This is a genomic window from Streptomyces sp. NPDC098789, assembly GCF_044759975.1.
Classification (GTDB): Bacteria; Actinomycetota; Actinomycetes; order Streptomycetales; family Streptomycetaceae; genus Streptomyces.
In genome coordinates, this window is sequence record NZ_JBIWAJ010000014.1 from 164,546 (window position 1) to 181,386 (window position 16,841).

The 16,841-nt window shown below is 73.8% G+C and carries 14 protein-coding genes and 2 riboswitches; of the genes, 9 read left to right on the top strand and 5 right to left on the bottom strand.

All coding sequences use genetic code 11. The features are described from left to right. Positions 1-204: 204 nt before the first annotated feature. The 3 genes from ACIQWR_RS26680 to ACIQWR_RS26690 all read left to right on the top strand — a co-directional run bounded on the left by ACIQWR_RS26680 (position 205) and on the right by ACIQWR_RS26690 (position 2,801). Complete coding sequence (locus ACIQWR_RS26680; protein ID WP_404014303.1) at positions 205-936, top strand: DUF4232 domain-containing protein; 732 nt, start codon at positions 205-207, stop codon at positions 934-936. Between the two features lie 240 nt (positions 937-1,176). Continuing rightward, positions 1,177-1,635 carry a hypothetical protein gene (locus ACIQWR_RS26685; protein ID WP_404014306.1) on the top strand — a complete coding sequence of 153 codons (459 nt, stop codon included), beginning with the start codon at positions 1,177-1,179 and terminating at the stop codon, positions 1,633-1,635. Positions 1,636-1,742: 107 nt separating this feature from the next. Further along, positions 1,743-2,801 (top strand): hypothetical protein, encoded by a 1,059-nt coding sequence (locus ACIQWR_RS26690; RefSeq protein ID WP_404014308.1) that lies wholly within the window; start codon positions 1,743-1,745, stop codon positions 2,799-2,801. A gap of 50 nt (positions 2,802-2,851) precedes the next feature. Here ACIQWR_RS26690 and ACIQWR_RS26695 read toward each other — a convergent pair whose 3' ends face one another. Then, positions 2,852-4,099, bottom strand: a complete 1,248-nt coding sequence (locus ACIQWR_RS26695) for a serine hydrolase domain-containing protein (protein WP_404014311.1) — start codon at positions 4,097-4,099, stop codon at positions 2,852-2,854. 106 nt (positions 4,100-4,205) lie between these two features. Here ACIQWR_RS26695 and ACIQWR_RS26700 point away from each other — a divergent pair, with 106 nt between their 5' ends. Then, positions 4,206-4,637: a DUF3592 domain-containing protein gene (locus tag ACIQWR_RS26700; protein WP_404014314.1), complete on the top strand. Its 432-nt coding sequence runs from the start codon at positions 4,206-4,208 to the stop codon at positions 4,635-4,637. A gap of 35 nt (positions 4,638-4,672) precedes the next feature. Here ACIQWR_RS26700 and ACIQWR_RS26705 read toward each other — a convergent pair whose 3' ends face one another. After that, positions 4,673-5,047, bottom strand: a complete 375-nt coding sequence (locus ACIQWR_RS26705) for a cupin domain-containing protein (protein ID WP_404014317.1) — start codon at positions 5,045-5,047, stop codon at positions 4,673-4,675. A gap of 68 nt (positions 5,048-5,115) precedes the next feature. On the opposite strand from ACIQWR_RS26705, the gene ACIQWR_RS26710 reads away from it, so the two are divergent. Then, a complete protein-coding gene (locus tag ACIQWR_RS26710; RefSeq protein ID WP_404014320.1) occupies positions 5,116-5,556 on the top strand; it encodes a MarR family winged helix-turn-helix transcriptional regulator in 441 nt (146 codons plus the stop codon). A gap of 72 nt (positions 5,557-5,628) precedes the next feature. Further along, a complete protein-coding gene (locus ACIQWR_RS26715) occupies positions 5,629-7,530 on the top strand; it encodes a hypothetical protein (RefSeq protein ID WP_404014322.1) in 1,902 nt (633 codons plus the stop codon). A 6-nt stretch (positions 7,531-7,536) separates the two neighbouring features. Here ACIQWR_RS26715 and ACIQWR_RS26720 read toward each other — a convergent pair whose 3' ends face one another. After that, a complete protein-coding gene (locus ACIQWR_RS26720; protein WP_404014325.1) occupies positions 7,537-7,995 on the bottom strand; it encodes a MarR family winged helix-turn-helix transcriptional regulator in 459 nt (152 codons plus the stop codon). A gap of 133 nt (positions 7,996-8,128) precedes the next feature. Further along, complete coding sequence (locus ACIQWR_RS26725; RefSeq protein ID WP_404014328.1) at positions 8,129-9,355, bottom strand: cytochrome P450; 1,227 nt, start codon at positions 9,353-9,355, stop codon at positions 8,129-8,131. 484 nt (positions 9,356-9,839) lie between these two features. Between ACIQWR_RS26725 and ACIQWR_RS26730 the strand changes: the two genes are divergently transcribed. After that, entirely contained in the window at positions 9,840-11,003 is a 1,164-nt protein-coding gene (locus ACIQWR_RS26730; protein WP_404014331.1) for an agmatine deiminase family protein, read from the top strand. Between the two features lie 54 nt (positions 11,004-11,057). On the opposite strand, the gene ACIQWR_RS26735 is transcribed toward ACIQWR_RS26730, so the two are convergent. Beyond that, a complete protein-coding gene (locus ACIQWR_RS26735) occupies positions 11,058-12,470 on the bottom strand; it encodes a hypothetical protein (RefSeq protein ID WP_404014334.1) in 1,413 nt (470 codons plus the stop codon). 142 nt (positions 12,471-12,612) lie between these two features. Then, positions 12,613-12,688, bottom strand: a riboswitch (cobalamin riboswitch). A gap of 117 nt (positions 12,689-12,805) precedes the next feature. Further along, positions 12,806-12,944, top strand: a riboswitch (cobalamin riboswitch). Positions 12,945-13,053: 109 nt separating this feature from the next. Between ACIQWR_RS26735 and ACIQWR_RS26740 the strand changes: the two genes are divergently transcribed. Together ACIQWR_RS26740 and ACIQWR_RS26745 are read left to right on the top strand one after the other, a co-directional pair. Then, positions 13,054-15,864 carry a prenyltransferase/squalene oxidase repeat-containing protein gene (locus tag ACIQWR_RS26740; protein WP_404014337.1) on the top strand — a complete coding sequence of 937 codons (2,811 nt, stop codon included), beginning with the start codon at positions 13,054-13,056 and terminating at the stop codon, positions 15,862-15,864. Next, positions 15,861-16,841: a hypothetical protein gene (locus ACIQWR_RS26745; RefSeq protein WP_404014340.1), complete on the top strand. Its 981-nt coding sequence runs from the start codon at positions 15,861-15,863 to the stop codon at positions 16,839-16,841. The genes ACIQWR_RS26740 and ACIQWR_RS26745 overlap by 4 nt, the downstream gene beginning before the upstream one ends.

The following is a 16,841-nucleotide window of genomic DNA, read 5'->3' on the forward strand; positions in this document are numbered from 1 at the left end:
TCCCGGGGCGGGGAGTGTCCATCGCTGTCCGCACCCGTCCACCCGCGTCGCGCCCCCGGTACGGGTCCTCCCGGCCCGCTCGACGGAACCGCAACCGCCACATACGAGAGGTGTAACGGTGCTCGTCCCAGGGGTGCGACCGACGTCCCGGCGGGCATCCTCTTCCCATACATCCCAGCAGGTCAGAAGCCACGGGGGCTCGCCATGCGCACGTACCGAAAGACCACCCGCGCCCGCACGTTCGGCGCCCTCGGCCTGGCCGCCGCCGCGCTCCTGGCCACCACCGCCTGCGGACCCGGCGGCACCAAGGCCGGGACCGCGCAGTCGCCGACGTCCTCCGCGTCCCCTTCCGCATCGTCCTCGACCACCGCGCCGTCGCCGAGCGCGCCCCAGGCCCCCGCGTCCTCCTCCGCCAAGCCCTCCACCAAGCCCTCCGCTTCGGCCTCCTCACCGGGTCGTCCGGGCGAGGCCGAGGGCGACTCCAAGGGCATCGACGGCAACTGCTCCGACGAGGACACGCGCGTGACGGTCGAATGGGCCGTGCCGCCCGTGAAGGACGACTCGAAGCTCCTGCTGACCGTCACCAACGTCGGTACCGGGCCGTGCAAGCTGCGGAGCTACCCGGTGCTGAGGCTGGAGAACGGCCACGGCCGCCTCGTGGGCGTCTTCACCGGCTCCAAGCCGCAGACGGAGGTGACCCTCGCCCCCGGCAAGCAGGCCTACGCGGGCCTGTTGCTGCGCCAGGGCAACAAGGAAACCGCCACCTTGGTGACCGACATGGCGCTCGCACCGCACGGTCAGAGCCCCACCGCCGACACCGGCGAGGGCCTGCTCCTGCAGATGCCGAAGGGCGGGGTGTACGTGGACGACAAGGCCCGCGTGACGTACTGGCACGGCAGCTCGGAAGCCGCCGCGTCACCGCTGTTCGCGCACTGACGCGACGGGGGGCCCGCGCGGTCGTCGGGACCGGGCGGGCCGAAAGGGGCTGTCGAGGAGGCGAGTTCCGGCCGATCCGCACCGAACTGGCCGTACGGCGTCCGGTGTGCGTTCACCTCCCGATCACCTCATGGTTCAATGACATGTGAAATATCACATGTCATAGCCCGGAGCGAAAGCGCCGGGCGTGACCCATGTCCGTGACCGATGTTCGTCACCCTTCGCGAGGAGAACATTCCGATGAATCGCTTAGCCCTGCTCCTGGCCGTTTCCGCAGTCCTGGCCGTTGCCACCCTCACCCCCGCGAGCGCCGCGACCCTCTCCACCGGCGAGGTCGACACCGTGACCTCCTGCGGGAACTCGGGCCTCCAGTCGGGCCTGTCCACCCGGGTGTGCGCCGAAGTCACCGGCACCACCGTCGCGTTCTACGGCACGGTCGGGCTCGCCGGCCCGCCCTCCCCGGGCGGCCCCGGCCCCGCCCCCAAGGAGCTGATCACGACCCTGTCCACCGAGGTCGTCGGCAGCGGCGCGGCGCCCACCACCCAGACCAGGCAGGTCGTCTTCACCTCCGCGAACCTCCAGGTGCGCGGCGCCGCCGCCACCGTCCCGTGCGGGTCGACCGTCCGCGGCACCTTCGCCGTGGCCTCCTTCCCCTGGGCCCCGCGTCCGGTGGTCCACGAGGTCGTCATCCCCTGCTGATCGGGGCTCCGCGCGCGCACCCGCTCCGCGACGGGACCGCGGAGCGGGTGGACCGGAACGTGCCTACGCTGGAGGGGGCGGCGCGCAGAGGTGAATGAGGTGCGGCCATGGCAACGAGGCGCAGGACGCACACGGGGCACCCGGCGGCACGGCACGCGCGGCGGCGCGGCCCGGTGACCGCCGGCGCGCCCGCCGTTGCCGCGGCCGCCGCCGCCCTCCTGCTGTCCGGGTACGCCGCTCCCACCGCGGGGACGCCCCTCGCCCCGGTCGGGGCCCGCGCCGCCCCGACCGACGGGTCCTGCCGGACCTCCCTGCCGGACAGCTTCTGGCGGGCGCCCGTGGACGCGCTCCCCGTGCACCCGCGTTCCGCCCGTTACGTCGCCTCCATCGGCTCGACGGCGCCCCTGCACCCGGACTTCGGCTCGGGGCTCACCGGAGGCCGGCCCTTCGGCATACCCGTCACCGTCACGGACACCGCGGTGCCCGAGTCGAAGGTCTCGCTGGACTACGCCGAGGAGAGCGACGCGTCCGGCTACCGGATCCCGCGGGACGCCAGGATCGAGAACGGTCCGGCGAGCGACGGGGACCGGCACGTCATCGTCTGGGACCGCGCCCTGTGCAGGTCCTACGAACTCTGGGACGCGCACCCGCAGGGCGGCAACGCCTGGCACGCCGGCTCGGGCGCGGTCTTCGACCTGCGCGGCCACGCGCTGCGCCCCGACGGCTGGACGTCGGCCGATGCCGCCGGACTGGCCGTCCTGCCCGGCCTGGTGCGCTACGACGAGGCGGCGGCCGGCGCCGTCGACCACGCGATCCGGATGACCGTCCCCCGCTCGGACCGGAGCTACGTCTGGCCCGCCCGGCACCAGGCGGGCTCCGCCGCGGACGCCTCGCTGCCCCCGATGGGGCTGCGGTTGCGCCTGAAGGCCTCGGTGGACACCTCGCAACTGCCGCCGCAGGCCGCGGCCGTGGCCGAGGCGCTCAAGACGTACGGCGCCATCGTCGCGGACAACGGCTCGGCCTGGTACCTCTCGGGCGACGAGGACCCCCGCTGGGACAATGCCCAACTCGACGCCCTCAAGGGCTTCAAGGGCTCGGACTTCGAAGCGGTCGACGCGTCCACGCTCCGGCAGTCGCCCGACTCCGCCGCCGTGGCACCGCGGTAGCCGGCCCGGCACGCCTTCCGCCTGCGCGCCTTCCGCCTGCGCGCCTTGCGTCAGCGCATCTTCAGCGGGTGCTCGGGGGCGAGGGCGTCCGAGATGCGTTCGGCGATGGTCTGGGCCGAGTTCCCCTCGGGGCTCTTGGGGCCCTTCGTCACGGTGACGGAGACCGACAGCTTCTGCGCGGGCAGGTACGCCTGGATGGCCGCGTAGCCGGAGAAGGAGGGGTTGGTCAGGATCCAGTCGTTCACCACGATCAGGCCCAGGCCGAAGTGGTGGGCCGCCGTGTTAGTCAGCAGGCAGGCGGTCTTCGGGCACGTGGACGTCGCGTGGCCGAGGCCGAGGGTGCCCGGATCGAGCTGGGTCTTGAAGGACTGCGCGGAGAGCAGCTTCCCGGTCCCGATGCCCCGCGCGGAGCGGTCGAGGTCGCAGATGTTCTGGACGAGCACCGCACCGCGCGCGGTGGTCCACGACGGGTTCCAGAAGGTGGACTCCTCGTAGGTGCCGCGCTCCGAGGTGAAGGCGTGCAGCACGGGTTCCGGTATCTGCGGCGTGCTCTGGTTGGTGGTCCCGCTCAGCCCGAGCGGGACCATCACCTGCTCCGACAGCAGCCGGTCGAGCGGGAGGCCGCCGATCTTCTCCAGCGCGGCGCCCAGGATCGCGAAGTTGGCGTGCGAGTAGCTCCAGTTGGTCCCCGGCTCGTACAGCAGCGGTTTGCCCGTCGCGATGGCGATGACCTCGGCCGGTGTCCACGCGCGAAACGGCGCGGCCTCCAGTTCCGCGAGGAAGGTGGGGTCCGTGACGTAGTCGTGCAGCCCCGACGTCGAATCGGCGAGCATCCGCAGGGTGATCTGCGAGCCGTGCGGAACGTCCGGCAGCCACCGGGCCACCGGGTCGTCGAGCGAGGCCCTGCCCTGTTCGACGAGCCGCAGCAATGCGGTGCCCATGTACACGATGGCCACGGATCCGGTCCGGAAGTGCATCGAGGGTTCGGCGGGAACGCCCGTCATCGACTCCCCGAGGGCCGTGGTGAGCACTTCCCGGTCGCCGGAGGAGACGCGCAGGACCACCGAGTTCAGGCCGAGCTCCCGCTGTGCCTGCTGCGCGATGGCGAGGACCTTGGCGGCGTCGCCGCGGGCCGGTCCCGGCGAGCTGACGCAGCTCTCCGGATCGGCCGCGGCGGCCGCTGAGGTTGCGGAGGTTGCGGAGGTTCCGGCGGTTGCGGCTCCCGCGGAGACTCCGGCCGGGAGGGCGGCGCCCAGGACACCGGCGATGCACACCATGACCGTACGAGTACGCCTCATCCGTCCAGTATGAGCAGGCCCGGGGAGCGCCGCACGCGGACGTGACGGTGCGCACGACCGCGGCCCCGCGCGCAACCAACGCCCGCGCCGGCGCGTCGCACCACACATGGAACGCGCATGGCTCTTCTCCCTCATCCCCCTGGTGCTCGGCGTGGCCTTCCTCGCCATCGGCGCGTACGGGCTGCGCCGCACCGCCTCGCTGCGGCGCACCGGTGTCACCACCAGGGCCCGCATCGTCCGCCACGCGGTCAGGCGGGGCGACGAGGGGGCCACGTACCACTACCCCGTCGCTGCCTGGACGACCGCGGACGGGCGCGCCTGCGAGCACGAGTCGAGGTTCGGGCGCGGCTCCGTCGGACCCGGCGCCGGGGTGGGCGCCACCGTCCTGGTGCGCTACGACCCGCGGGACCCGAGCCGGTTCACGATCCAGGGGTGGGAGGGGAAGGGGGTCGACCTCCTGTTCACCGTGCTGGGCGCGGTGCTCACCGCGGGCACCCTCGTCGTGGTGCTCGTCCGGCTGTTCACCCTGCCCGGCTGAGGCGACCGCGGCCCGAGTCGGCCGCGGCCGCGCCGCTATCGGGCCCAGGGCGGCGTGATGGTGCTGCCGTCGGCGAGCTCGGCGGTGAGGCCCACCCGGGTGGTGACCCAGAGATGGGCACTCTCCCCGCTGGTGTTGGTGAGGCCCAGTTCGGAGCCGGCGGGGGCCACCGCCGCGTCGCCGGCCCGGAGTTCGGCGCTCTCGCCGTCGATGGTGAGGCGCACGCACCCGGACAGCACGTAGAACGTCTCCTCGGCGCTGATCGTGTGGCGCGGCCCCACCATCGCGGGCGGGACCTCGAGGCGCCAGGCGGCGAGCTCCTTGCTCCCGGTGTCGGTGCGGACGTAGGAGACGAAACGACCGCCGTGGATCTCGTGCACCACGGCCTCGTCACGGTGGATGAACGGCATTGCGACCTCCATATGGACAAGCAGCTTGTCCATTTAGACAAGCAGCTTGCCGAGTTATAGTCAAGGCCATGGATGACGCCCTCGCCTTCTCCGCCCTCGTGCTCACGCTCTCCGGACACCTGGTGCAGGAGATCCACACCCGCGTGTCCCAGCAGGGTTTCGAGGACCTGCGCCCGGCGCACGGCTTCGCCTTCGCCCGCATCTCCGCGGGCGGCGCCACCACGGCCGACCTGGCCGAACACCTGGGGGTGACCAAACAGGCCGCCGCCCAACTGGTCGAGGAACTGGTCCGCAAGGGGTACGTGGAACGGCATCCGCACCCGCACGACGCCCGCGCCCGCCTCCTGGCGCTGACCGGGACCGGCCGGGCCGCCACCCGCGCCGCCGACGAGGCGGCCGGGGCCGTCGTGGCACCGTGGCGGGAGTCCCTGGGCGAGGAGCGCTTCGGCGCCCTGGTCGCCGACCTGGCCCGACTCACCCCGCCGGGCCCCCTGCGCCCCGCGTGGTGAGCCGTCGCCGTCAGGTCCCGCCGGCACCCCTCGCCGACCACCGCGCCGGCCGGGGAGCTTAGGCTGCGCCGTATGAACGGACGGGGGGCCGGGGTGCCCTGGCATGTGATGGAAGGGGTGCCGGCCGGTCGGGCGGAGGTGCCGCGGCTGCTGCGGGAGTTGGTGACCGTCGGCCGACGGCGCAAGGCGTGGCACCAATTGGAGGAGCGCCTGGGCTGGAGCACCAACGAACCGCTCTTCGCCCACGCGGCCTCCAGGCTCTTCGAGTTGCTCCCGGACCTCGACGATCGCCGCCTGGTCCGCGTGCTCGACTTCCTCGCCCGGCGCGGTCACGGCGCCTGCAGCAGTTCGGCCGGCGTCCACTACATGACCTTCACGGTGTTCACGAACGGCGGGCGCCACGTGCTCGCGCTGGTCGCGCACCGATCGGCGGAGGTGCGGGCGGGTGCGGCACACGTCCTGCGCGCCATCCGCTGCGCGGACCCGGCCGCGCTGAGTGCGCTGCGCCGGCAGGCCGCCGTGGAGGCCGACCCGACGGCGCTGGCGTCCCAGTTGCTCGCGGTGGGGGTCATGTCGACCCTGCCGCCGTCGTCGGCCGGGGTCGCCGCGGCCGAGACCGGAGCGTGGCTCCGGCCGTGGCTGGAGCACCACCAGCCCCTGGTGCGGCTCGCGGCGGCGTACAGCACCCTGGCTCCGGGCGCGGCGGGGGAACCCGGCGGGGCTGCGGGGACCGGCCGCGCGGTGGCCCGTAGCCTCATCGCGATCGGGACGGACGCACTGCCGGAGGTGCCGTGGTGGCCCGTCGGGTACGGACCGGCCGAACGCTTCGGGCGGCTGCTCGCGCCGTATCCGCCGCAGGCCGCGGCATTCGTGCACGCCCTGGAGCGGCAGCCCGACAGGGAGCTGCGCAGAGCGGCCGTCATGGCGGCCGGTGCACGGCTGCGGTACTGGCGGGACCCGGCGCCGGACCTGTGGGAGGCCGTCGCCGCGGCGCTGGACGAGCCGGAGGTGGCGGCCGCGGCCCTCGACGTCTTCCTCCGGGGCGGTGGGGTCGCGGCCCCCTACGCCGACCGGCTGGTCCGATACGTCGAGCGGAACTGGCTCCGCGGCACCCGCACGCACAAGGTCGACACCGCGATCCGCGCGCTGATCGCCCTGGGCGACGACCGGGCGGTTCCTTGGTACGCCTATGTCCAGGGGGATCGCTTCCTGGAGGTCGACTCCGTCCCGGTGCGGTGGGCTCCGCGCCTGCTGCCGGTCCTGCGCCGACAGCTCGCCGCCGGTTCGCCGGCCCGTGACGTGCCCGAGATCCTGCGGACCCTCGCCCGCTGGGGCCCCGCCGCGGCGGCTGCCGTGCCCGAGCTGACCGACCTGCTGGACACCGGCCACGCCCGGCCGGCCGCCGAGGCGTTGGGCCGGATCGGACCGGCGGCCGGTGGCGCGGCCGGGGTGCTCGCGGCTCTCGCGACCACCGCGCACACCCCGTGGGCCGGGCCCCTGTGGCGGGGCGCGCAGAGCGCCGCGTGGGCGCACTGGCGCGTCACGGGCGATCCGGAGCTGGCCCTGCGGGTGTGCGGCGCGGCGGTACGACGCGGCCCCGGCCGACCGGTGCTGCGCCACCTGGCCGACCTGGGCCCGCTGGCCACGGCGTACGCCGACGCCGTACGGCCCCTGATGACCTGTCCCGGAGAGTGGAGCCGGGTCGGCGCGGCCGAGGCGTGGTGGCGGATCACCGGTGACGCGACCCCCGCCGTCGAGGTCCTGCTGCCGGAGCTGGCACCGCTGGCGGAGCACGAGGTCACCCCGCTCGTCCTGCGGACGGTAGCGGCACTCGGCGCCATCGGGCGCCCCGCCTCGGCCGCCCTGCCGGCGCTGCTCGCGGTGACCTCCTCACCCCGCCGCTACGGTGGCGCCGTCCCGTACGACGAGGAACTGACCCGCACTGCACGCGCGGCCCTCGCGGGGATCGGCTGACACCCCCTAGTGGTGCCAGGCCCGGCCGCCCACGTTGTGGATGAACCGCTGGAGCACCTTCAGGGTGGTCCGGTACTCCTCGTCCGAGATCCCCTCGTGGCGCTCGGTCCACAACTCGCCCTGCAGGGCGGCGGCCCGGTCGAAGAAGGTGCGGCCGTGCGGCGTCAGCCCGAGGACTCCCTCGGTGTCCTGCGTGAGCCACCCCCGGGCGATGGCCGTGTCGATCTCCTCGGAGACGGCCTCCGCGCCGACGGTGAGGTAGCCCTGCAGGGTCTCGATCACCTCCGTACGGCTCTTCGCCTTCTCGGCCAGGGCCACTTGGCCGAGCACCCACCACTGCGGCTGCGTGGTGCCGATCTCCGCCAGTGCGCCCCGGGTGCGGGTGACGACCGCTTCGTAGGCTGCCCAACTCCAGTAACCGATGGGCTGCTCGACCAGTTCGGCATCGTCGTGCGAGTACTCCATGACGGAACTCCGTTCGCGCTGCAAGATCGCTTGATACCGAAACCCTAGGAACTCAAGCGCGGTTGAGGTCCAGTCCTCCTCCCGACGGGTTCCTGACGGGTTCCCGACGGGTTCCCGACGGCCGCGGTCGGGTTCACCCAGGGGTCGGCGCGAACTCCACGACCAGGGACCTCGGGCCACGGGTGAAGACGCCCTGCTCGGCGGGGTCGTAGCCGGCCGCCGGCCGGAGGTCCGGCATCGCGTCGAGGAGCTGGTTGGTCGCGATCTCCACCTCGGCCTTGGCCAGCAGCGCCCCGACGCAGAAGTGTCGTCCCAGGGCGAAGGCCAAGTGGTCCGCGGCCGCGGAGAAGGCGGTCGTGGTCGTCAGGTCCGCGCGGAAGATGTCGAACCGGTCCGGATCCGCGTACCGCCCGGCGTCGCGGTTGGCCGCCCCGATCAGGCAGGTGACGGTGGCCCCCGCGGGGATCGTGCCGCCGCTCATCGGTACGTCGGTGGCGGCCTGCCGCATGATCATGTGGACGGGCGGGCTGAAGCGCAGGGTCTCCGCGAAGGCCCGGTCGATGAGCGTGCGGTCCTGCCGGACGGCCGCGAGCTGGTGGGGGTCGGCCAGCAGGTTCGCGAAGAGGGCCGCGACGGCCTTGTCGGTGGTCTCGGCGCCCGCGGTGAGCAGCAGGCTGCAGAAGGCCTTGATGTCCTCGTCGCTCATGGTCACGCCGTCGACCCGGGCGGCGCAGAGCCCGGACAGCAGGTCGTCGCCGGGGCGCTCCCGCCGGTCCCGGATCACCGGGAGCATGTACGCGGCGAACGCCTCCTGGGCCCGCGCCCCGGCGGCGGCGCACTCGGGCTCACCGGAGAGGTTGCCGGTGAAGGCGACGAAGGCGCGGTACCAGCCGGCGATGCGTTCCTGGCCGGAGCGGTCCAGCCCGAACATGTCGCCGATGACCGAGATGGGGAAGCGAGAGGCGAAGCCGCTCACCAGGTCGACCGTCCCGGCGCCGCGGAAGGCGTCGATCAGCTCGCGGGCGTTGCGGTCGATGATCGGCACGACCTTCTCGCGGAGCTCGCCCCCGCGGAAGGCCGGGGCCACCAGCGCGCGCCGGGTGGCGTGCTCGCGACCACTCATTTGGAGGATCGTCTTGCCGTGCACGGGTTCGGCCTGCCAGGCGTAGTTGTCCGTGGTGAAGCGCGACTCCTTGTCCTTGAAGACCCGCGCCACGTCCTCGTAGCGCGAGACGAGGAAGCTCTGCGTCGCCTCGTGCCAGACGAGCGGCGCGCTCTCGCGCAGGACGCGGTAGGTCGGATACGGATCCTCGGCGAACTGCGGCGACAGGATGTCCGGGGCGTCGTGCGCAGCGGTCATGGGTCTCCCCCATCGGCTTGACGGTCGACTGCGTGTCGGAGATTCAGGCGGCGTCCGGTCACTGAGCGTCATCCAGGAAACACCAGACCGCGCGCGCCCACCAGGGCTTCGACGCCCGTTCCTCGGGGATGTCCGGCGCCCCGTGACGGGGGGCGACGGGAGGGGCGCGACGGACGGTTGGTGGCGAGGGTCGGCCCGGCGCAAGGGATCGGGCCGATCCCGCGGGCAGCCGGGCGCGGCCACGAGCCGCCCGTGGCCCCTGCGGGCCGCCCGAACGGCGCTCCTCGACGGAGGCCCCGGGTTGACTGAATGTTCAGTCAGTGCCAGAGTGACAGCACGTGGTCGCATCACTCTCCGTACCGAGCGGCCGTTGCGGCGCGGAGCGCGCACCCTTGTGCGTAGAGACCGGTTTGTCCGTCTACGTCATACCGCGCTCCCGCCCAGGCCGGATGCACCTGCCGCCAGCCCACGATCGGAGTCCCCCGTGTCCTTCCCGCCCCCCACCCGACGGACCGTCCTTCGCACCCTCACCGGTATCGGCGCAGTCGTGCTGGGCTCCGCGGCCTGCGGGCCCGCCACGACCGGAGCCCGGGCAGAAGCCCTCGCCGCGCCCTCCCTCGCCGCCTCGGGCAACGGCAAGCGCCGCATGGGCGCCGAGTGGGAGAGCCACACCCGCACCTTCATGGCCTGGCCGGCGCTCAGCTCGGTCTGGAAGCAGGACCTGCGCTACGTCCGCGAGGACATCGCCCGGATCGCCCGGGCCGTCGGCGACTACGAGGCGGTCGTCATGATGGCCCGCCCGGACCAGGTGGACGCCGCCCAGCGCGCCTGCGGCGCCCGGGTCGAGGTCATCCCGCTGCCGGTCGACGACCTGTGGGCGCGCGACACCGTGCCCGTCTTCGTCGAGGAGGGCGGCAAGGTCATCGGCGTCGACTTCAACTTCAACGGCTGGGGCAACAAGCAGGAGCACAAGAACGACGGGGCGGTCGCCCGCGCCGTGCTCCAGAAGTACGGGATCCCCCGGGTCCAGGCCCCCTTCGTCGCCGAGGGCGGCTCCGTCGAGACCGACGGCCAGGGCACCCTGCTGATCACCGAGAGCTCGATCGTCAACGACAACCGCAACCGGGGCAAGAGCCGGGACGCCCTGGAGGCGGAGCTCAAGCAGACCCTGGGCGTCGAGAAGGTGGTCTGGCTCGCCGGTGTGCGCGGCGAGGACATCACCGACGCCCACGTGGACAGCCTGGTGCGCTTCACCGAACCGGGCGTGGTGCTGCTGGACCGCGCCCACCCCAGCACCCCGCCGGACTCCTGGTCGCGCTCCGCCGACCAGGCCCGCTCCGTCCTGTCGAAGACGACGGACGCCCGCGGCCGGCGCTTCGAGATCATCGACCTCCCGCAGCCCGACCTGAACCGGATCAGGGGCGAGGGCGACGACTTCGTCTCCACCTACGCCAACTTCTACGTCGCCAACGACGCCGTCTTCATGCCCAAGTTCGGGGACGCCAAGGCGGACGACCGTGCCCGCGGGATCCTGCGGGAGCACTTCCCCCAGCGGGACGTCGTACCGGTCTCGATCGACACGATCGCCTCGGGCGGCGGCGGCATCCACTGCTCCACCCACGACCAGCCCGGCAAGCCCGCCGCCTGACGGGAGCGACCGGGTACGGGTCCCCGCGCGCGGGGACCCGTACCCGGGACGGGGTCAGGCGCCCCAGCGCAGGGCGATGGTGTCGCCCACGTTGATGACCGTCTCGCGCAGGGCCCCGGCGAAGGCGGAGCCGTCGACGCTGATCTTCCAGGTGTTCCCGCCGCTGTTGGCCTTGCCGTTGACGGCCGTGATCGCGCCGGTGCCCGAGGCGGGGGTCGCGCTCGTGACGCAGCCCGACGGGGTGGCGCCGGTGGTCGCCGCGGTCAGGACGTCGCCGAGGGTGGTGGTCGCGGCGGTCGGGGTGAAGGCGACCGAGCAGACCTTGAGGTTGCCCGCGCCGTCGTCGACGGTCAGCGCCAGCTTGGTGGCGGTCCCGGCCGTGAAGGCGGACTGGGCCACCCACTGCGGGGCGCCGGGGGTGACGGGGACGGGCGGGGCCGTGGTGAAACCGCCGCCCGCGACGGCGCGCAGCGCGTCGATCGAGGCGTAGGCGGTGGGGGCCGTGTCGGAGGGCTTGTACTTGAAACCGCCCGCCGGGTTGTACTGGTTGGCGATCAGGAAGTCCACGGGGGTCTTGCCGCTGCCGGTGAGGAAGTCTCCGGTCTGCGGGTTGAATCCGCAGGCGTTCAGGCCCGCGACGCCCCAGCCGTTCGAGCTGGTGTTGACCCCGTAGAGGGAGTTGAAGGCGCCGCTGCCGGAAACGAGCGTGCTCTTGAGGAAGTTCTTCGCCTTGACGACGCCGGTGTCGGTGTTCGGGACGCCGGAGACGCAGAGGGCGGCCATGGCCGCGCCGGTCATGTCGACGTCGCTCGCGGAGTTGAGGACGGTGGGGTTGCCCTCGCCCTTCTGGAACGTCCAGCCGCCGTCCGCGTGCTGGTTGGCCCGGATGCGGGTGACCATCGAGTCGGTCAGCGCCTGCGGGATGCGGTCGGCGCCGCTCTGGGTCTTGGCGCCGCGCAGGGAGAGCGCCGCGAAGACCGTGCCGTTGAAGTTTCCGGAAGGGCCGAAGTAACCGGCCTCCGCCGTCTGCCAGTAGGAGTAGATGTTCGCGACGAGGTTGCGCGAGGCCGAGACCCGGGCCGGGTCGATGCCGGCGGCGTAGGCGTTGAGGGTGCCGCGCTCGTAGTCGGTGACCACCGGCGCGGCCTGCGGCCACCCCGCCGTCGACAGCAGGTTGCGGTAGACCGTGCGCGCGTTCTTCGTCGTGTCGCCGCCCGGGTAGACGTCGACGACCGCGGTGCCCGCGGCGGCGAAGGTGCTGAAGGCCCACTCGTTGGACAGGCCCGAGCCGGCGTAGGAACCGTCCGCCGCCTGGAGGGACTTGAGGTAGGCGACGCCATTGGTCTTGGAGGTGGCGATCTGCGCCGGCGACGAGGTCGCCGAGGCGGGCAGCGCGGTGAGGACGAGCGCACCGAGCGCGGCGGGAACCGCGAGCGCGAGGCGGCGGGAGGTACGGGGACGGGACATGGCCTGCTCCTGGAAATCGGCGGACGCCGGCCGCTCACCGCTCGGGCCTCACGTCGCCGTCGCAGGGACACGGCTGGGGCACGGGCCGGAGAGCCGCCGTCCGGAACGCGTGGTACGGCTTCCTGTTGCTGCATCGCCGTATGGGCATTCGGGCTCCGGAACGGCCCCCGCCGTCCCACACCGTTGCGCGTCAGCCCCGGATTCTCACCGGGTTCCCCCATGTGGCAGCCCTGGACGCTACCCGAGTGATCAAGCCACCGCCAGCCGCCCGGCCCGCGGAGGGACCGGCCCGCGCCGTGGGGGCGTCGCCTGAGACGTAGGCCACCTTGACGCGTCCACGGAATCCGTGTTGCACTCCGGCTGATAACTGCTCAGCTCCAGGGGAAGCCGGTCGAATTCCGGCACTGACCCGCAACCGTAGGCCCGGTTCGTCCCGGGCGAGTCGGAATGCCTGGGGCCGAAACACAGCACGAAGAGCGCCGTCGCGGACTACGGCGTGGTCGTAACAGCTCCCCCGTGGCCCGAGGGCCGGGTGGGGGCCGATCGCCACGCACGCAGCCGCCCGGCAGAGACGAGGGCCGCGGTGGGGACCGAACAGCAGGCGCAACGGACGCGGCCGAGACGGCGGTTCCTCTCGCTCGTCACCGCGTCCTTCCTGACGCTCGGTGCGGCAGTGGCCTTCCTCACTCCTCCCCCGGTCGCCCACGCCGACCCGATCGAGCAGTGCACGGCCACCGCCGGCGCCATCGTGGCGGTGGACTTCGGCCCCTTCGGCGGCAAGGTCCAGCGCGGCTGCGACACGACCCCGACGACGGGGTACGAGCTGCTGCACACCGCCGGGTTCACGACCACCGGGACCGTCCACGACGGCCCCGCCTTCGTCTGCCGCATCGGCAACGGGTCCTTCGACTCCGGTACGCAGTACCCGACTCCGGACAAGGAGCCCTGCACCGTCACCCCGCAGGCCACCGCGTACTGGTCCTACTGGATCGCCTCGCCCGGGCAGCGCAACTGGACCTACAGCCCGCTGGGCGCCATGGCCCGGAACCCGAAGCCCGGCGATGTGGACGCCTGGGTGTACGGCGCCACCTCCATCGGCGGCACCTCCGGCAAGCCCGCCTTCTCCCCCGACGACGTCCGGGCCGGCGGCGGCGTCACCCCCGACCCGGCCGTGCCCACCGCTCCGCCCACCGTGCCCGCGGGGGCGGTCGACGTACCGGCCGCCCTGCGCTGGATCACCGGGAAGCTGACGGACGGGGAACGGGTCGTCGACGACGGGGCCACCACCCCGAACCACTTCCTCACCACGGAAGCCGTGTTCGCGCTGACCGCCGCGGACCGGGGGAGCCCGGCGGCGAAGAAGGCGGCCGCCTTCCTGGCCACGCCCGCGCAGACCGACGCCTACGCCTACCCGGCGGGCAAGGGCGGGATCCCCGACGCGACCGCCGCCGCGCGCCTCGCGCTCGTCGCCGAGGCCACGGGCAAGGACCCGCGCGCCTTCGGCGGGCACGACCTGCTCGGCGACCTCCTGACGTACGTGTGCCCGCGCGACATCGGTGACGGCGCCCCCGTCGACGGCTGCCTCACCAAGGGCGACTTCCGCACGACCGGCCAGTCCGACGCACAGGCCATGGCCGTCATCGCGCTGCTCGGCGGCGGGGTCACCCCGCCCGCCGACGCCGTGCACCGGCTCGTCGGCCTCCAGTGCGAGGACGGCGGCTTCAGCGGCGTCCTCATCCGCTCCGGCGGCTGGTGCGACAGCGACCCGATCGCCACCGGCCTGATCACCTTGGCCCTCCAGCGCGCCGGTGGGTACGGCGGAGTCGTGCAGAAGGCCCGGGGCAGCCTCAAGAAGTCCCAACTGCCCACCGGCGCCTGGCCCGCCGCCCCGTACGAGACCACCGGCAGCCCGGCCGCCACCGCCTGGGCCGCCCAGGCGCTGCGCGCCCTCGGCGACGACGCCTTCGCGGACGCCGGTCTCTCCTGGCTCTCCAAGCGGCAGTCCACCACGGGCGGTTTCGGCTTCGACGAGAACGACACCGACTCCCGGATGTTCGTCACCGCCCCGGCCGCCGTCGCGGGCGCCAAGAGCGACCTGGTCCTGCTGACCACCAAGCCGGCCGACCCGACGCCGACCACCCCGCCCACCACCGCTCCGCCCACCACCGCCCCGCCGGCCGGTGACGGCCCGGACCTGGGCAGGGGAACGGCGTACCTCGCCGACCGCGGCCGGCTGGTCCAGGGCCGGTACTACGAGAGCGGCGCGGGCACCGGCTTCGCCGACTACGGCCTGACCATCGACGGCGCCTACGCGCTCGCCGCGACCGGCCGGGACAACACCACCCTGCGCAACATCGTCGACTTCCTCGACAAGGGCGGCAAGGACGGCACGGGCCGCACCGTCAACGACTGGACGCTCATCGGCACCAAGTACGCGGGCGGCGGCTCCCTCGGCAAGGCGGCCCTCCTCGCCGAGGCCGTCGGCCGTGACCCCCGCGCCTTCGGCGGCCAGGACCTGATCGGCGCGCTCGCCAAGGGGATCTGCCCGGCCAAGAGCGAGACGCCCCAGCAGTGCGCGGCGAAGGGCAACTACACCTACGCCACCTCGGTCTTCTCCCAGTCCCTCGGCGTCATCGCCCAGGTCCGCGCCGGGGAGGGCGCCGCCGCGGCCGAGCCCGTCGCCTTCCTCAAGGGCCTCCAGAGCCCCTCGGGGGCCTGGCCCAGCCTCATCGGCGAGCCCAGCCAGGACGAGGTGGACTCCACCGCGATGGCCGCCATGGCCCTCGACCTGCTCCCGGACGCCGGCTCGCAGAGCGCCGTCGACAAGGCGATCGCCTGGCTGGCCGCCCAGCAGAAGGACGACGGCGGCTTCCCCGGTGCGTCCGGGAACTCCGTCAACTCCGCGGCCCTGGCCGTGCAGGGCATGTCCCTGGACGCGGCGAAGTACACCGACCGCATCGCGAAGGCCCGTAAGTTCCTGCGCTCGCAGCAGAACGGCGACGGCGGCTTCCGGATCGCCAAGGAGGGCCAGGCCGGATCCGACGTCCGCGCTTCGGCCCAGGCGGTCGGCGGCGCCACCGGCATCTCCTTCGGCCTGCTGACCCGCGACCTGAACGGCACCACCCCGGAGCCCGTTCCCAGCACCTCCGGACGGCCTTCGGGCGGCAACGGCTCGCCCGTCATCGTGACGCCGGGCGAGAGCGGCGGCGCGGGCTCGGCCGGCGGTTCCGCGTCCGGCGGGGGCGCGACCGGCGGCTCGGGCGGGGGCGGCCTCGCCTCCACCGGCACCCAGGTCGGCGCCCTCGCCGTCGCCTCCCTCCTCCTGGTCCTGGGCGGCTGGGCGGTCACCCGCGCCGCCGGACGCCGCCGCGAGCGCACCGGGAGCGGAGCATGACGCGCCGGGAGCGATGGACGACCCGCCGGGATCCGGGAACGCCGCTCGCCCGCGCGGCGCGCGCCCTGGCCCGCTCGGCCGCCGCGCTGGGGCTGGCGGTGGCGGCCCTGACCGCCACCGCGGCCCCGGCCGGGGCCGCCCCGCAGCCGATGGGCCGGTGCACCACCAGTTCGGGAGCGGTCCTCGCCGTCGACTTCAGCCGTTGGGGCGGGCCGGTCTACCGCTCCTGCGGTACGACGCCGACCACCGGCTACGAACTCCTCAACCAGGGCGGCTGGGCCACCACCGGCACCGGCCACGACGGCCCCGCCTTCATCTGCCGGATCGGCTACAGCGGGTACCAGGGCGGCAGGCAGTTCCCGACGCCGCAGCAGGACGACTGCGTCCTGACCCCGCCCGCCTCGGCGTACTGGTCGTACTGGCACGCGGGCCCCGGTCAGAACACCTGGGAGTACAGCCAGCTCGGCGCCATGCTCTACAAGCCGAAGCCCGGCAGCGTGGACCTGTGGATCTTCGGGGCGACCAACGTCGAGGGCACGGAGGGCAAGCCCTCCGTCACCCCCGACCAGGTGCGCGCGCACAACGCCGCCCCGACGGGCGGGCCCGCGCCCCAGGACACCCGCACCGCCGCGCCCCTCCCGCCGCACGTCGACACCGGCCCCCGGCCGCAGGACCCGCCCCCGGCCGCGGCGCCCCCGGCGGCGTCCGCCCCGGCGGCCTCGGCCTCGCCGCCCGGACCGACGGCGCCGGTCGGCCCCTCCGCGAGCGCCCCGCCGACGCCCACCGCGGCTCCGTCGACCAGCGCCCCCGCGGTGGCCGCCCCGGCGCCGGGTCCCCAGGTGGTCGAGGCGGCGCCCGCCGCCGACGCCGCCCACGACGCGGGCTCGTACCTGCCCGCCGTCGCCACCGGGGCGCTGGTGCTCCTGATCGCCGGCGCCGCCGTGTTCGCGGCCAAGCGCCGCCGTCGTACGGAGTAG

Coding starts and splice junctions, on each gene's coding strand:
- ACIQWR_RS26700 (WP_404014314.1), top strand. CDS start 4,206: ATGGAACGCGCATGGCTCTTCTCCCTCATCCCCCTGGTGCTCGGCGTG.
- ACIQWR_RS26720 (WP_404014325.1), bottom strand. CDS start 7,995: ATGGAGTACTCGCACGACGATGCCGAACTGGTCGAGCAGCCCATCGGT.
- ACIQWR_RS26735 (WP_404014334.1), bottom strand. CDS start 12,470: ATGTCCCGTCCCCGTACCTCCCGCCGCCTCGCGCTCGCGGTTCCCGCC.
- ACIQWR_RS26710 (WP_404014320.1), top strand. CDS start 5,116: ATGGATGACGCCCTCGCCTTCTCCGCCCTCGTGCTCACGCTCTCCGGA.
- ACIQWR_RS26715 (WP_404014322.1), top strand. CDS start 5,629: ATGAACGGACGGGGGGCCGGGGTGCCCTGGCATGTGATGGAAGGGGTG.
- ACIQWR_RS26680 (WP_404014303.1), top strand. CDS start 205: ATGCGCACGTACCGAAAGACCACCCGCGCCCGCACGTTCGGCGCCCTC.
- ACIQWR_RS26690 (WP_404014308.1), top strand. CDS start 1,743: ATGGCAACGAGGCGCAGGACGCACACGGGGCACCCGGCGGCACGGCAC.
- ACIQWR_RS26725 (WP_404014328.1), bottom strand. CDS start 9,355: ATGACCGCTGCGCACGACGCCCCGGACATCCTGTCGCCGCAGTTCGCC.
- ACIQWR_RS26745 (WP_404014340.1), top strand. CDS start 15,861: ATGACGCGCCGGGAGCGATGGACGACCCGCCGGGATCCGGGAACGCCG.
- ACIQWR_RS26695 (WP_404014311.1), bottom strand. CDS start 4,099: ATGAGGCGTACTCGTACGGTCATGGTGTGCATCGCCGGTGTCCTGGGC.
- ACIQWR_RS26685 (WP_404014306.1), top strand. CDS start 1,177: ATGAATCGCTTAGCCCTGCTCCTGGCCGTTTCCGCAGTCCTGGCCGTT.
- ACIQWR_RS26705 (WP_404014317.1), bottom strand. CDS start 5,047: ATGCCGTTCATCCACCGTGACGAGGCCGTGGTGCACGAGATCCACGGC.